The following is a 14,331-nucleotide window of genomic DNA, read 5'->3' as shown; positions in this document are numbered from 1 at the left end:
CTTTGCGCACGCCCCGTTGACCAGGTGTCCGGCCTGATCGGCCGCCGGGTCAGCGGATCGTGATGGTGACCGTCGACCCCTCGGGAGCCGAGTCCCCGCCGTCCACGGACTGCTCCTTCACGGTGTCGCCGAACAGCCCGAGCAGCCCGCGGTCCTCGTCCACCTCGAAGCCCGCGTCCTCGAGCTTCTGCTTGGCGTCGTCCACGCTGTCCCCGACCACGTCCGGGACCTCGATCATCCGGGGCCCCTTGGACACCGTGAGCGTCACCGTGTCCCCCTCGGCGGCCCGGCCGCCCGGCTCCGGCGTCTGCCGGGCCACCTGGCCGCTGTCGTACTCCGAGTTCACCCGCTCGTCGGCGACCTTCACCTTCAGGCCGGCCCCCTCCAGCTCGGCCCGTGCCTCGTCCAGGTCGTCGCCGGTGACGTCCGGGACGTCGACGGGGCTGCCCTTGCTGACGACCAGGGCGACCGCCGAGCCCGCGCGCACCGTGGTGCCGGACCCGGGCTTGGTGGAGATCACGAAGCCCTTGGCCACCTCGCCGCTGAACGCCCGGGTCACCATGCCCGGCTCCAGCCCCTCGTCCTCGAGCAGCGTCCGGGCCTTGTCCAGCCGGTAGCCCGTCACGTCCGGCAGCTTCACGGTGTCGGGGCCGTCGGAGACGGTGAGCGCCACCGAGTCGTTCTTCCGGATGCGGTCGCCCACCCCGGGGTCGGTGCTGATGACCTTGCCGCGCTCCACGGTGTCGCTGTAGGCGTGCCGCACCTTGCCGACGTCGAGACCGGCGTCGTCCAGCCGGTCCCGGGCCTGGGCCTCGGTCTTGGACAGCAGCGGCGGCACCTTGGTGAACTGGCCGGAGTTGATGTACCAGACGCCCGTGCCGACCCCGAGCACCAGCAGGACGGCCACGACGATCGTCAGCGGCCCGCGGCGCAGCCGCAGCCGCCGGGACGGGGAGGGAGCCGGCGGGGGAGCGGCGAGCCGGCTGGTGTGGTTGATCCCGTCCGAGGCGAAGCGGCCGTCCGGGCCGGCGGACTCGTCGTCCTCGTTGACGGGCAGCGGCCGGGGCATCGTCAGCGCGCGCGGGATCACGCTCGTGCGGTCGTCGGCGTTGTCGTGCTCCGCGGCGAGCGCCTGCGGCGGCACCGCGTCCAACTGGGCCGCGCTCAGCGACTCACGCGCCTCGCGGGTCCGCGCGAGCAGCGCCACGGCGTCGTGCGGCCGGATCTCCGGGTTGCGCGCGGTCGCCGCGGCCACCAGCTCGTCCAGCTCGTACGCCATCTCCGGCACGGCGGCCGACGGCGGCGGCACGTCCTCGTGGAGGTGCTTGTAGAGCACCGCAGCGGGGGAGTCCCCGTCGTGCGGCTTGGCGCCGGTCAGCATCTCGTACAGCACGACACCGCACGCGTACACGTCGACCCTGGGGTCGGCGGTGCCGTGCTCGATCTGCTCGGGCGCCAGGTAGGAGACGGTGCCGAGGACGGCACCGGTGGTGCTGGTCACGGTGTCCACGGCGCGGACCAGGCCGAAGTCGGCGACCTTGACCCGGCCGTCGTCACCTATCAGCACGTTCTCCGGCTTCATGTCCCGGTGCACGAACCCCGCGCGGTGCGCGGCGCCGAGGGCGGCCAGGACCGGCTCCACGATGTCCAGCGCGGCCCGCGGCCTGAGCGCCCCGCGCTCGCGCAGCACGTCGCGCAGGGTGCAGCCCGCGATGTACTCCATCGCCAGGTAGACGTACGCCCCCTCGGCCCCCTGGTCGAAGACCTGGACGACATTGGGGTGGTCGAGCCGGGCCACCGACTTGGCCTCGCGGATGAACCGCTCGACGAAGGTGGCGTCGGTCGCGAGCGTCGGGTGCATCACCTTCAGCGCGAGCACGCGGTCCAGGCGGGTGTCCACGGCCCGGTAGACCGTGGCCATCCCGCCGACCGCGATCCGCGCCTCGACGCGGTACCGGCCGTCGAGCACCTGCCCGACGAGAGGGTCCTGAAGGGTCGTGTCCACGCAGGTGAGTGTACGAGCCACCACGGACACCCCGCCTCGCCGAACGGAATAGGACCGGTACTGCAGCGCATCTGTGACGCTTCCCACGCACCGTGCGCCGCCGACGGTGAGGCACCACGACGGGTCGGGCCACCTCTTGGCCGGAAACGGGTGGTGCGCGGGTGGGAGACAAAACCTCAGTACAGCGCAGGCTCACTGAAAGGCGGGCCGCTCCGGATCCAGCACCGCCAAGCCCTCCGCAGGAGACGACGCCTCGGCGAAATGCCGCCGCGGAATCCGCCCGGCCCGCCGGGCCAACCGCCCCGCCTCCACCGCGGAGCGCATCGCGGAAGCCATCAGCACCGGCTCCTGCGCCCGCGTCACCGCCGAGGCCAGCATCACACCCGCGCACCCCAGCTCCATCGCCAGCGCCACGTCCGACGCCGTACCGGCCCCGGCGTCCAGGATCACCGGCACGCGCGCGTGCTCCACGATCAGCTGGAAGTTGTGCGGGTTGCGGATCCCGAGCCCGGACCCGATCGGCGAGCCCAGCGGCATGATCGCCGCGCACCCGACGTCCTCCAGCTTCCGCGCGAGCACCGGGTCGTCGTTGGTGTACGGCAGTACGGTGAACCCGTCGTCCACCAGCGTCTCCGCCGCGTCCAGCAGCTCGACCGGGTCCGGCAGCAGGGTGCGCTCGTCGGCGATGACCTCCAGCTTGACCAGGTCCGTGCCGAGCGCCTCGCGCGCGAGGCGGGCGGTGAGCACCGCCTCCCCGGCCGTGAAGCAGCCGGCCGTGTTCGGCAGCACCCGGATGCCGAGCCGCTCCAGCACGGACAGCACGGAGCCGTGCACCGAGGCGTTCACCCGCCGCATCGCGACGGTCGTCAGCTCCGTCCCGGAGGCCACCAGCGCGCGCTCCAGCACGTCCAGGCTGGGCGCCCCGCCCGTACCCATGATCAGGCGGGACGCGTACGTCGTGCCGCCGAGGACGAAGGGATCGTCGGCCATGGTCAGCCTCCTTGGACGGCGGTGAGGATCTCGACACGGTCGCCGTCGGCCAGGGCGGTGGCGGACCACCGCGCGCGCGGGACGACGGTCTCGTTCAGGGCGGCGGCCACCCCGGACGGGGCCGCGGTGAGCGTGCCCACCAGCGCGCCCAGGGCGGTCCCGGGAGCCACCTCGCGCGGCTCGCCGTTGACGGAGATGTTCATGCGGGCTGCTCCGAGAGGTGCGGGAGTGGGGAAGGCGCGGCGTCGGCACCGAAGCGCCGGGGCGTGAAGGGGCGGGCCTCCTCCGGCAGCTCCCCGGTGGTCAGGGCGTGCGCCATGACGTCGCCGGTGACGGGGGTGAGCAGGACGCCGTTGCGGTGGTGACCGGTGGCCAGCAGCAGGCCGTCCAGAGCGGTCGGGCCGAGCAGCGGGGCGTTGTCCGGGGAGCCGGGACGCAGACCCGCGCGGGTCTCCGTCAGGGGCAGCTCCGTGATGCCGGGCACCAGCTCGTGCGCGTCGCGCAGCAGTTCGTAGACGCCGCCCGCGGTGACCGTCGTGTCCCAGCCCAGCTCCTCGCTGGTCGCGCCGACGACCAGCTCGCCGCTCTCCCTGGGCACCAGGTAGACGTGGTTGCCGCGCACCACGGCGCGCACGGTCCGGTTCAGCAGCGGCGCCCGCACCGCCGTCCGCGGCATGGTCAGCCGCAGCACCTGCCCCTTCACCGGCCGCACCGGCGGCAGTACGGCCTCCGGCACGCCCTCGAGCCGCCCGCTCAGGCTGCCCCCGGCCAGCACCACCTGCCCGGCCTCCAGGGCGGTGCCGGCGGCGGTGACGACGCCCGTGGCCCGGTCCCCGCGCCCGACGGTGAGCCGCTCGGCCCACACCCGGTGGAAGACCACGCCCTGGCGTTCGCAGGCGGCCACCAGTGCGTGGGCGAGGCGGCGCGGGTCGATCTGGTGGTCGCCGTCCACCCGGAGCCCCCCGCGCACGCCCGGCGCGAGCATCGGCTCCAGGCGCCGGCACTCGCGCCCCGACAGCCACTCGGACTCCAGGCCGGACCGCTGTTGGAGCGCGTGCAGTTCGCGCAGGTGGGCGCGGTCGTCGGCGTCCAGCGCGACGGCGAGCGTGCCGCAGCGCCGGTAACCGAGGTCGTGACCGGTCAGCTCGGTCAGCTCGGCCGCGAACTCCGGGTAGCGGCGGGCCGAGGCGAGGTTCAGCGCGAGCAGCGTCTCCTCGCCGTAGTGCAGCTCCGTGACGGCGGCCAGCATCCCGGCCGCCACCTGGGCCGCCCCGCCGCCCGGCTCGGGGTCCACGAGGGCGGTGACCAGCCCGCGGCGCGCGGCCCGCCAGGCGGTGACGAGCCCGATGATCCCGCCGCCGACGACGAGCACGTCGGGTGTACGGGGTGTACGAGGCGGGTGCGGAGGTGTGTGTGATGAAGACGACAACGGAGACGACATGGGCGTCCAGCCCCTCCCTTCGCCGGCATGACCCGGATCAGGTTCGTACGGTCGGAGGCCGCCAGCCTCCCTCTCAGCCCGGTGCGTCCGGGCTCCCGCGAGTGCCTTGCGTCGGCCACCCTAGCCCGCGGCGCGTCGCACGGGTAAGGGAGCCTCACCGACCGGAGGAACGCCGGGTGTCTATGGTGATCGGGTGAGCGAGCAGACGCGGGAACGGGGTCGAGGACGGCGGCCGGCGGCGGACGCGGAGCGCCGGGTGGTCGTGGTGGGCGCCGGGATGGCGGGCGTGCAGACCGCGGTCGCCCTGCGGGAACAGGGCTTCACCGGCCCGGTGACCCTGATCGGCGCGGAGCCGCACCAACCGTACGACCGCCCCCCGCTGTCCAAGGCCGTCCTGCTCGGCACCGCCGAGGGCTCCGCCTTCGACGTCGACTTCGAGGCCCTCGGCATCACCCTGCGGCTGGGCTGCGAGGCCCTGGGCGTCCGCCCCGCGGAGCACGTCCTGGACACCTCCGAGGGGCCCGTGCCCTACGACGTCCTCGTCCTGGCGACCGGCGCCGAACCGGTCCGGCTCCCCGGCGCCGAGGGCGTGCCCGGCGTGCACCTGCTGCGCACCCTGGACGACGCGGAACGGCTGCGTCCGGTGCTCGCCCGGCAGCACGACGTCGTGGTCGTCGGCGCGGGCTGGATCGGCGCCGAGTTCGCCACCGCCGCGCGCGAGGCGGGCTGCGCGGTGACCGTGGTGGAGGCCGCCGACCGGCCGCTGGCCGACGCGCTGCCCGCCGAGGTCGCCGCACCGATGACCGCCTGGTACGCCGACGCAGGCGCCGAACTGCGCACCCACGCGCGCGTGGAGCGCGTCGAGCCCGGCGGCCCCGGTGAGTCCGGCAGGGTCGTCCTCGCCGACGGCACCCGGCTGCCCGCCGACGCGGTCGTCGTCGGCATCGGCGCCCGCCCGGCCACCGGCTGGCTCGCCGGGTCCGGCATCGCCCTCGGTGCGCACGGCGAGGTCCTGGCCGACGACCGTCTGCGCACCTCCGCGCCGGACGTCCACGCGGTCGGCGACTGCGCCTCCTTCCCCTCCGCGCGCTACGGCGAGCGGCTGCTGGTGCACCACTGGGACAACGCCCTCCAGGGCCCGCGCACGGTCGCCGCCGACATCGTCGGCGCCCCGGGCGGCGAGGTCCCGGCGGCCTACGACCCGGTGCCCTACTTCTGGTCCGAGCAGTTCGGCCGCTTCGTCCAGTACGCCGGTCACCACACCGCCGCCGACACCACCCTGTGGCGCGGCGACCCCGCGAGCCCGGCGTGGACGGTCTGCTGGCTGCGCGAGGGCCGCCTGATCGCCCTGCTCGCGGTGGGCCGCCCCCGCGACCTGGCACAGGGCAGGCGCCTGATCCAGGCGGGTACGCCGATGGACCCGGAGCTGCTGGCCGACCCGGCGAAGCCGCTGAAGGCGGCGACGGCGGCCACGGCGTAGCCAGGTTTCCGACTGTCAGTGCCAGGTGGCAGGCTGGAGGCGTGACCGAGATTGACGCAAAGACCGATGCTCTCGTGCCCGCCTGGCTCACCGTTCCCGACATCGCCGAGATGCTCGGCGTCGAGGTGACCCGGGTACGCCAGCTGATCAAGGAGGGCCAGCTCATCGCCGTACGCCGTGGTGAGAACCGCGCGCTGCACATCCCGGCGGCCTTCATCGACGAGGACAAGGTCGTCAAGGGCCTGGTCGGGACCCTGACGCTGCTGCGGGACGACGGCTTCACGGCCGAGGAGATGCTGGAGTGGCTCTTCACGCCCGACCCGAGCCTGCCCGGCACCCCCGCCCAGGCGCTGAGTGAGAATCGCGGTACGGAGGTGAAGCGCCGCGCCCAGGCGCTCGCCGTCTGACCTCCACCACCGATCCGGCACCACCGATCCGCCACACCGCCCGGCGTGCGGGCCACGCACGCCGGGCGCCGTGCCCGTACGCCACCGTCGTGGGGCCCGTCACGGGCCCACGCCACCGAACGACCGGGGGACCACCCGCATGCCCGACACCGCCCCGACCGCCGCCCGCGCCCGGCTCGCCGACGCCCGGCTCTACCTGTGCACGGACGCCCGCCGGAGCCAGGGCGACCTGCCCGAGTTCCTGGACGCCGTGCTCGCCGGCGGCGTCGACATCGTGCAGCTGCGGGACAAGGGAATGGAGGCGGCGGAGGAACTGGAGCACCTGGCGGTCTTCGCCGAAGCCTGCGCCCGCCACGGCAAGCTCCTCGCGGTCAACGACCGCGCGGACGTCGCGCACGCGGCCCGCGCCGACGTGCTCCACCTCGGCCAGGGCGACCTGCCGGTGCCCGCCGCCCGCGCGATCCTCGGCGACGAGGTGCTGATCGGCCGCTCCACGCACGCCGAGTCCGAGGCCGCCGCCGCGGCGGCCCAGGAGGGCGTGGACTACTTCTGCACCGGTCCGTGCTGGCCGACCCCCACCAAGCCCGGCCGCCACGCACCCGGCCTCGACCTGGTCCGCCGCACGGCCGCGCTGGGCACCGACCGCCCCTGGTTCGCGATCGGCGGCATCGACCTCGGCAATCTGGACGAGGTGCTGGAGGCGGGCGCCCGGCGCGTGGTCGTCGTCCGCGCGATCACCGCCGCCGAGGACCCGGGCGCGGCGGCGGCCGAGTTCGCGAAGCGGCTGCGGCAGGTCCCGGCACAGGGGTAGCCGCACGTCGTCGCGGGGCGTCGCCCCTGCGGGCAGGCAGGCGGGCAGGCGGGCAGGTGTCCAAAGGATGGACAACAACTCGACAATGTGGACAAAAGTCCCGCATCCGGTTGGGTGACCGCCGCACCCTGGCTAACCTGCCCATATGGCCCTCGGAACCGCAAGCACGAGGACGGATCGCGCCCGCACGGTGCGTGACATCCTCGCCACCGGCAAGGCGACGTACTCGTTCGAGTTCTCCGCGCCGAAGACGCCCAAGGGCGAGAAGAACCTCTGGAGCGCGCTGCGGCGGGTGGAGGCCGTGGCCCCCGACTTCGTCTCCGTGACCTACGGCGCCGGCGGCTCCACGCGCGCGGGCACGGTCCGCGAGACCCAGCAGATCGTCGCCGACACCACGCTGACACCGGTGGCCCATCTCACCGCCGTCGACCACTCCGTCGCCGAGCTGCGCAACATCATCGGCCAGTACGCCGACGCCGGGATCCGCAACATGCTGGCCGTGCGCGGCGACCCGCCCGGCGACCCGAACGCCGACTGGATCGCGCACCCCGAGGGCCTGACGTACGCGGCCGAACTGGTCAGGCTCATCAAGGAGTCGGGCGACTTCTGCGTCGGCGTCGCGGCCTTCCCCGAGATGCACCCGCGCTCCGCCGACTGGGACACGGACGTCACGCACTTCGTCGACAAGTGCCGGGCCGGCGCCGACTACGCCATCACCCAGATGTTCTTCCAGCCCGACTCCTACCTCCGGCTGCGCGACCGGGTCGCCGCGGCCGGCTGCGCGACCCCGGTCATTCCCGAGGTCATGCCGGTGACCAGTGTGAAGATGCTGGAGAGGTTGCCGAAGCTCAGCAACGCCTCGTTCCCGGCGGAGCTGAAAGAGCGGATCCTCACAGCCAAGGACGATCCGGCCGCTGTACGCTCGATCGGAATCGAGTTTGCCACGGAGTTCTGCGCACGGCTGCTGGCCGAGGGAGTGCCCGGACTGCACTTCATCACGCTCAACAACTCCACGGCGACGCTGGAAATCTACGAGAACCTGGGCCTGCACCACCCACCGCGGGCCTAGACCGGCCGCACGTATTTGCGACACACTGCGTAACGGCCACTGGGAGAGGGGCGTACATGGGCTGGACGGTCCTCTACATCGCGTTCGGCGGCGTCGCGCTGTGGCTGCTCGGCGAGGTGCTGCTGCAGTACAAGGCGCGGCTGCGCTGGCGGCTGCTGGCCTTCGCCGGCTTCGTCGGCGTCGTGGCCGGTGTGCTGATGTCGAACGTGCTCGTCATCGGCGTCGGCGCCGCCGCCTTCGCGGTCGGCCAGACCTACGTCACCCTGTCGTTCCGCCGCGGCTTCGAGGCCGGCTGGGCGGTCAACGCCCCGGCGAGCCTCGTCGGCAAGCGCGGACGTCCCGAACGGGGCCGCGAGGAACCGACGTTGGAGGTCTCCGGGCTCGAACCCGCCGAGGGCGGCCAGGACCACCACGACGGCTACGACGAGCGCGCCCAGGGCCACGCCCCGGGCCAGGACGACACCGGCTCGTACGGGCACGAGGACTACGACCGCGACGACGTCTTCACCCCGGCCCGCCCGGCCGACGCCATGGCCGCGGAGACCACCGCCGTCTACGCGCCGCAGCCCATGCCGGACGACACCGGTTCGTACGGCGTGTACGCCGACTCCGGGTACGGCACCGGCCAGCAGCCGGCGGCGGCCGCGACGGACGCCGACCAGTCCTACGCCTACGACTACTCGGGCTACGGACAGCAGCAGGGCTACGGCTACGACACCGGCGCCCAGCAGCAGTACGCCGCCTACTCGGACCCGTACATCGGCACCCACACCTACGGCGGCGGGGCGTACGACACGGGTGGCTACGACACGACCGGCGGGCAGCAGCAGTACGGCCAGCAGGGCCAGGGCTACGGGCAGGACCAGTACGCCACCGGCGCGCCCGGCGGCTACGGCGGCGAGACCCCGGCAGGCGGAGTGTGGGTGCCGCAGCAGCGCAGCACCGACGACCCCTACGGCGGCGAACTCCCGCCCGAGCAGCAGCCCTACCCCTACCAGGGCAACGGCCAGACACAGGGCCAGGGCCAGGGCTACGACGAGCAGTACCGCTTCTGAGGAACCCGGCCGCTCACTGGGAGCCGCGGAACTCCGGCCCCTCCACCACCAGTCCGGCGACCAGCGCGCCCGACATGCCCGCGTGCGGCAGACCCCCGCCCGGGTGCGACCAGCCGCCGACGGTGAACAGGCCGTCCGTGCGCGTGCCGTTCGCCGGGTGCAGCAGCCGTCCGTCGGCGCCCGCCAGCGACGGTGCCGGAATCGCCCCGTCCGCCGCACCGGTGTCCGCCGCGACCTCGGCCGGGGTGCGCACCTCGTGCCACAGAAGACGGTCGCGCAGGCCCGGTACCGCCCGCTCGGCGACGCTGATCAGCTGCTCGGCCCGCCGGGCGGACTCGTCGGTCGTGGCCCGCTCCGACTCGCCGCCCAGGGCGGGCACCACCGCGCTGAGCGTCACCGCCTCGTGGTCCGCGTCCGGGACCAGGGCCGGGTCGTCGGGCCGCAGGACGGTGACGGTCGGCCGCGCGGCCATCTGGGGAGCGGCGCCGAACAGGCGGTCCAACTCCGCGTCACGGTCCGCCGCGTGCACCACCGTGCGGTGCGCCGTGCCCGCCGGACGGCTGCCGCGCAGTGCCAGCAGCACCGTCAGCCGGCTCGCCCCACCGCGCTGCGGCGGCACCTCGTCCGCGCCGCGCACCGGCGTCCCACCGCACAGGCGGTCCAGCACGCCCGGCGCCACGCCGGAGACGACCAACTCGGCCTCCGCCACGGCCCCTTCGGCCAGCTCCACGCCCGCCACCCGGCCGTCCTTCTCGACGACCCCGGTGACCTCGGCATCGAAGCGGAACTCGACCCGGCGGGCCAGACACCGCTCGTACACCGCCCGCGCCAGCTCCCGCAGACCGCCGCCGCGCACGTACCAGACCCCGAACGCGTACTCCATGTACGGCAGGACCGCGGCGTTCGCCGGGGTGGTGCGGGGATCCAGGCCGTGGGCGAGCGCGTGGCTCTCCAGCAGGGCGGCGAGCCGGGCGTCGCGCAGCTCCCACGCGCCGACCTCGGCGAGCGTGCCGGCCCGTCGGGTGCGCAGCAGCCGCTTGTGCGGGACCGCCGGATAGGGCTCGCGCTCGGCCAGCACCCGCCAGTCGGGCCACAGGGGCTCCTCCAGGAGGGGACGGCGGGTGCGGTCCCAGGTCTCCCGGGCCCGCACCAGGAAGTCGCCCCAGCGCCGCCCGGCGCCCGCACCGAGCGCCGCGTCCAGGGCGGCGACGACACCCGCCCGCGAGGCGTTCGGCAGCGAGACCTCGGTGCCGTCCGCGAACACGTGCCGGGACGACGGGTCGACCTGGACCAGCTCGACGCGGGACTCCAGCGGCTCCTTGCCGGTCTTCACGAACAGATCGCGCCAGACCGCGGGCAGCGGGAGCAGGCCGGGGCCGGTGTCGAAGCGGAACCCGTCCCGCTCGAAGCGGCCCAGGGCTCCGCCGTAGGTCCGCGCCCGCTCGTACACCACCACCCGGTGGCCCGCGACGGCCAGCCGGGCGGCCGCCGCCATGGCGCCCGTCCCGGCGCCGATCACCGCAATCCGTGCCATGCCAGGGACTTTATCCGCCGCCACCGACACCCCCGTGCGAGGGCTGAGCACCGGAACGGACGTCCATGTGACCGGTCGGCGGCGCCGCGCCGTGGGGCCGGGTGCGCAGGACTGAGTAGCTGTACCTAGTGCGGCGGATGAGTACGCGCGCGGATGGCCCCCGACCTGCGGGAACGAGAGAGTGGAGACACGGAGAGGGGCACGGCTCCGGCACCGGCGGCACGGGGCGCCGGAACGGAGCCGGGCCCGCGATCCGCTCCTTCCGCCGGCTGTGGCCGGCGGGAGCGAGACACGGGGGAGCCCGGAGGGACGACCGGTGACGGGAGTCCCGACGAGGGGACGTACGGGGGAGCAGGAGAAGGCGCCGGTCCGACGGCGGCCCGCGGGGGACGCGGCCACCACGGACCGGCGTTCTTCGTGCACCGTCCTTGTCCGCCGGCCGGCTTGGGCCCTCGGCTCCGGCCGCTCAGCCCCGGCCGCTCACGCGTCCCTGGAGCAGCCGGGACAGCGCGGCGTGCACGTCTTCGAGCGAGCGCTCCGGCTGGAACGCCTTCCAGTCCAGCGCCGCCACCAGGACCATGCCGACCAGCGCGGCGGCGGTCAGCGGCACGTCGATGTCCTCACTGAACTCACCGCTCGCCACGCCTTCGCGCAGGACGCCCTCCACGACCGCCACGGCCTCCTGCCGGACCACCAGCAGCGTGGACTGCCAGGCCCGGTTGGTGCGCCACAGCTCGGCGACGTACAGCTGGGTGAAGGCCGGGTAGCGGTCGATGAAGACGAGCCCCGCGCGGATCATCGCGTCCAGGGCGTCGACCCGGCCGCGGCCCTCCCGGGCGGTCCGTTCCGCGGCCTGCCGCAGCGAGGCGGTCAGGAGGCCGACGCCGTGCCGCAGCAGCTCCTCGAAGAGGACGGACTTGCTGGCGAAGTTGTAGTAGACCGTGCCCTTCGCGACCCCGGCGCGCTCGGCGATCTCGTCCACGGTGGTGGCGGAGAAGCCCTGCTCGGCGATGAGGGTGACCGCCGCCTCGTAGAGCTTCTGCCGGGTGGCCTCGCGACGGCTGCCGCTCTGCGAGGCGGTGCTGCTGCTTTCCATGGTCCCGATTCTCACAGCACCCCGCGCGGCGGCGTCACCGCAGGCCCGCGCACGACCGGAACCGAACGGCCGATCGAATCGAAAGTCCAGGTCAGAACGGATTGTCAGTGCCATACCTCACGATGGGCACATACGGCACCTCCTGCCAGGACGTGCCGTCACGGAGACGACAGGAGGATCGTCATGGCCCACTCGTCCGCAGCCGCCGCCCGGCGGCCCCGCGCAGCCGGCCCTGCACCCTCACTGACCGGACCGGCGAGCGACGTGCACCCCGTGCTCCGCCGCACGACAGCCCCGCCCGCCGCCCTCGACCTGCTCGCCCAGGCCAGGGCCGGGCTGGAGGAGGCCACCGCCCTCGAAACGCCGAACGAGCGCTACGCGACGGCCCACCTCGCCGCCCTGCGCACCGCAGCCGCGGTGCTGGCCGCGCGCGGCCGCCCCGAGACCGGCCCACGGGCCAGGGCCCGCATCCGCAGCGCCTGGGAGGTGCTGCCCGAGATCGCGCCCGAGCTGTCCGACTGGAGCGCGCTGTTCGCCTCCGGCGCGCGGCGCCGGGCCCGCGCCGAGGCGGGCATCCGGGGCGCGGCGGGCAGCCGGGACGCCGACGACCTGATACGCGACGTGGCGATGTTCCTGCGCCTGGTGGAGCGGATGCTGGTCCTCCAGCCGGTCCTGCCCCAGCCACGCCCCGACGCGGACCCACCGGGCGCCGAGCGGCCCCGGCGTTCCGACGCCGGTCACCCGGGCCGGGACCTGCCGGACGCCGGATGAGCGGGAGACGAACGGGTGCCCGGTGCGCGCGGCGCAGGCAATAGGGTGGGAGTCGCCTGAAGCCTCCCCTCCCCGCACCGGGCGGGGGCGGCAGCCCGTTCGCTCCGCCCGTGTCCGAGGCGGTGCCGCGCCGAGGAGTCAACTGCCGTGTCGGACCCGATGCGCCCGCCCGCCTCCCACCCCCGACCGCACACGGCGGCTCCCCGCTCCGAGCCCGCTCGTTCCCGGGCCGCCCTGCGCACCGCCGTGGTCTGGGACGTCCTCCAGGACGCGCTGGACCGCCGGGTGAAGGCCACGGGCCGGCCGACGCTGGACGTCCTCGACACCGGCGGCGGCAGCGGCAACTTCGCGGTGCCCGTGGCCGGGCTCGGCCACCGCGTCACCGTCGTGGACCCGAGTCCCAACGCCCTGTTCGCCCTGGAGCGCCGGGCCGCCGAGGCCGGTGTCGCCGACCGCGTGCGAGGCGTTCAGGGCGACGCCCGCGGCCTCTTCGACGTGGTCGAGCGCGGCGGCTACGACGCGGTGCTGTGCCACGGCGTCCTGGAGTACGTCGACGACCCCGCGGAGGGCGTCCGCAACGCGGTGGCGGCACTGCGCGAGGACGGCGTCCTCAGCCTGCTCGCCGCGGGCCTGGGCGGGGCCGTGCTCGCGCGCGCCCTCGCCGGCCACTTCACGGAGGCCCGGCAGGCCCTGGCCGACCCGGACGGCCGCTGGGGCACGGGTGACCCGGTGCCGCGCCGGTTCACCGCCGAGCAGCTCACCGGGCTGGTCGAGGCCGCCGGGCTGCGGATCGGTGCCGTGCACGGCGTGCGGGTCTTCGCCGACCTCGTGCCCGGCGTGCTGGTGGACACCGAGCCCGGCGCGATGGACGCCCTGCTGAAGCTGGAGGCCGCGGCGGCCGAACTCGCCGCGTTCCACTCCGTGGCCACCCAGCTCCATGTGCTCGGCGAGACGCGAGGGGCCGACGAGGCCTGAGCGCCCGGTGGGGTAAGGCGCTGATCAGCGACGCGACTGCAGATGGAGTACGCCACAGGCCCCCCGAACGGGGGGCAGTCGCCGTATGATCGAGGGAGACGGCCCGGCATGACGGGTCGGCCGCTGGGGAATGGGAACTTCAGCGAGCCGGTACGGCCATGACGGAGTCCGGTTGGTCAATTGGCGCAGAGGGGCGGGTTTCACGGGGGCGATTCCCTGCCTATCCTGAAGGGACCCCCCGGGTCGCCCCGGCGACTGCACGATGAGGAGGACTCCGTGCCGCTCTCGGAGCACGAGCAGCGCATGCTCGAGCAGATGGAGCGAGCGCTGTACGCCGAAGATCCCAAGTTCGCGACAGCGCTCGAGGGAAGCGGGCTGCGTACGTACACCCGGCGACGGGTCTACCAGGCGGTCGCGGGCTTCCTCGTAGGTATTGCGCTCCTCATGGCCGGTATGGTCGCCCAGCAGGTGTGGCTCAGCGTGGTGGGCTTCCTGGTCATGCTGGGGTGCGCGGTGCTCGCCGTGACCGGCTGGCGCAAGGCCCCCAAACCGGGCGAGCAGCAGCAGGCGGCCGGTGCCGGACCGCAGGCGGCCCGCCGCCAAGGACGACAGAAACGCTCGATGATGGACCGCATCGACGAGCGCTGGCAGCGCCGCAGGGACGAGCAGCAGGGCGGCCAGTAGCGCCGTCCGAGCA

Annotated in this window: 14 protein-coding genes and 1 riboswitch; of the genes, 8 read left to right on the top strand and 6 right to left on the bottom strand. The window is 74.3% G+C overall.

Going from position 1 to position 14,331, the window contains the following annotated elements:
• Positions 1–49: 49 nt before the first annotated feature.
• The 4 genes from pknB to thiO form a co-directional block, all read right to left on the bottom strand.
• Positions 50–2,005, bottom strand: a complete 1,956-nt coding sequence (gene pknB / locus ACZ7MF_RS34175; RefSeq protein WP_471482096.1) for a Stk1 family PASTA domain-containing Ser/Thr kinase — start codon at positions 2,003–2,005, stop codon at positions 50–52.
• Positions 2,006–2,197: 192 nt separating this feature from the next.
• Positions 2,198–2,995: a thiazole synthase gene (locus ACZ7MF_RS34170; protein ID WP_471482095.1), complete on the bottom strand. Its 798-nt coding sequence runs from the start codon at positions 2,993–2,995 to the stop codon at positions 2,198–2,200.
• A gap of 2 nt (positions 2,996–2,997) precedes the next feature.
• Complete coding sequence (gene thiS / locus ACZ7MF_RS34165) at positions 2,998–3,198, bottom strand: sulfur carrier protein ThiS (RefSeq protein ID WP_356864406.1); 201 nt, start codon at positions 3,196–3,198, stop codon at positions 2,998–3,000.
• Positions 3,195–4,436 (bottom strand): glycine oxidase ThiO, encoded by a 1,242-nt coding sequence (gene thiO, locus ACZ7MF_RS34160; RefSeq protein ID WP_471482094.1) that lies wholly within the window; start codon positions 4,434–4,436, stop codon positions 3,195–3,197. Before thiO ends, thiS begins: the two co-directional genes overlap by 4 nt.
• Positions 4,434–4,545, bottom strand: a riboswitch (TPP riboswitch). (Overlaps the previous gene by 3 nt.)
• A gap of 84 nt (positions 4,546–4,629) precedes the next feature.
• On the opposite strand from thiO, the gene ACZ7MF_RS34155 reads away from it, so the two are divergent.
• From ACZ7MF_RS34155 to ACZ7MF_RS34135, 5 genes are all read left to right on the top strand, one after another.
• On the top strand, positions 4,630–5,916 hold the full coding sequence (locus tag ACZ7MF_RS34155; RefSeq protein ID WP_471482093.1) for an NAD(P)/FAD-dependent oxidoreductase: 1,287 nt from the start codon (positions 4,630–4,632) through the stop codon (positions 5,914–5,916).
• Positions 5,917–5,957: 41 nt separating this feature from the next.
• A complete protein-coding gene (locus ACZ7MF_RS34150; RefSeq protein WP_087809829.1) occupies positions 5,958–6,323 on the top strand; it encodes an Rv2175c family DNA-binding protein in 366 nt (121 codons plus the stop codon).
• A gap of 139 nt (positions 6,324–6,462) precedes the next feature.
• Entirely contained in the window at positions 6,463–7,134 is a 672-nt protein-coding gene (gene thiE, locus ACZ7MF_RS34145; protein ID WP_471482092.1) for a thiamine phosphate synthase, read from the top strand.
• A gap of 145 nt (positions 7,135–7,279) precedes the next feature.
• On the top strand, positions 7,280–8,203 hold the full coding sequence (gene metF, locus ACZ7MF_RS34140; RefSeq protein ID WP_356864402.1) for a methylenetetrahydrofolate reductase [NAD(P)H]: 924 nt from the start codon (positions 7,280–7,282) through the stop codon (positions 8,201–8,203).
• Positions 8,204–8,259: 56 nt separating this feature from the next.
• A complete protein-coding gene (locus ACZ7MF_RS34135) occupies positions 8,260–9,258 on the top strand; it encodes an SCO2102 family sporulation regulator (protein ID WP_471482091.1) in 999 nt (332 codons plus the stop codon).
• A 13-nt stretch (positions 9,259–9,271) separates the two neighbouring features.
• Here the strand turns inward: ACZ7MF_RS34135 and ACZ7MF_RS34130 are convergent, their stop codons facing one another.
• The gene (locus ACZ7MF_RS34130; protein WP_471482090.1) at positions 9,272–10,792 is read right to left on the bottom strand and encodes a phytoene desaturase family protein; all 1,521 of its coding nucleotides are present in this window, start codon (positions 10,790–10,792) and stop codon (positions 9,272–9,274) included.
• Between the two features lie 466 nt (positions 10,793–11,258).
• Positions 11,259–11,888 carry a TetR/AcrR family transcriptional regulator gene (locus ACZ7MF_RS34125; RefSeq protein ID WP_471482089.1) on the bottom strand — a complete coding sequence of 210 codons (630 nt, stop codon included), beginning with the start codon at positions 11,886–11,888 and terminating at the stop codon, positions 11,259–11,261.
• Positions 11,889–12,071: 183 nt separating this feature from the next.
• On the opposite strand from ACZ7MF_RS34125, the gene ACZ7MF_RS34120 reads away from it, so the two are divergent.
• The 3 genes from ACZ7MF_RS34120 (at position 12,072) to ACZ7MF_RS34110 (ending at position 14,318) form a co-directional block, all read left to right on the top strand.
• A complete protein-coding gene (locus ACZ7MF_RS34120; protein WP_471482088.1) occupies positions 12,072–12,659 on the top strand; it encodes an SAV_6107 family HEPN domain-containing protein in 588 nt (195 codons plus the stop codon).
• A 147-nt stretch (positions 12,660–12,806) separates the two neighbouring features.
• Positions 12,807–13,634 carry a methyltransferase gene (locus tag ACZ7MF_RS34115; protein ID WP_471482087.1) on the top strand — a complete coding sequence of 276 codons (828 nt, stop codon included), beginning with the start codon at positions 12,807–12,809 and terminating at the stop codon, positions 13,632–13,634.
• 276 nt (positions 13,635–13,910) lie between these two features.
• Entirely contained in the window at positions 13,911–14,318 is a 408-nt protein-coding gene (locus ACZ7MF_RS34110; protein ID WP_011028137.1) for a spore wall synthesis complex protein, read from the top strand.
• The last annotated feature ends 13 nt before the right edge of the window (positions 14,319–14,331 follow it).

It is taken from the genome of Streptomyces sp. NPDC111628, from assembly GCF_055635195.1.
This window is presented reverse-complemented; position numbering and strand designations above follow the sequence as displayed.

Coding starts and splice junctions, on each gene's coding strand:
- ACZ7MF_RS34125 (WP_471482089.1), bottom strand. CDS start 11,888: ATGGAAAGCAGCAGCACCGCCTCGCAGAGCGGCAGCCGTCGCGAGGCC.
- ACZ7MF_RS34120 (WP_471482088.1), top strand. CDS start 12,072: ATGGCCCACTCGTCCGCAGCCGCCGCCCGGCGGCCCCGCGCAGCCGGC.
- ACZ7MF_RS34170 (WP_471482095.1), bottom strand. CDS start 2,995: ATGGCCGACGATCCCTTCGTCCTCGGCGGCACGACGTACGCGTCCCGC.
- thiS (WP_356864406.1), bottom strand. CDS start 3,198: ATGAACATCTCCGTCAACGGCGAGCCGCGCGAGGTGGCTCCCGGGACC.
- thiE (WP_471482092.1), top strand. CDS start 6,463: ATGCCCGACACCGCCCCGACCGCCGCCCGCGCCCGGCTCGCCGACGCC.
- thiO (WP_471482094.1), bottom strand. CDS start 4,436: ATGTCGTCTCCGTTGTCGTCTTCATCACACACACCTCCGCACCCGCCT.
- ACZ7MF_RS34135 (WP_471482091.1), top strand. CDS start 8,260: ATGGGCTGGACGGTCCTCTACATCGCGTTCGGCGGCGTCGCGCTGTGG.
- ACZ7MF_RS34130 (WP_471482090.1), bottom strand. CDS start 10,792: ATGGCACGGATTGCGGTGATCGGCGCCGGGACGGGCGCCATGGCGGCG.
- metF (WP_356864402.1), top strand. CDS start 7,280: ATGGCCCTCGGAACCGCAAGCACGAGGACGGATCGCGCCCGCACGGTG.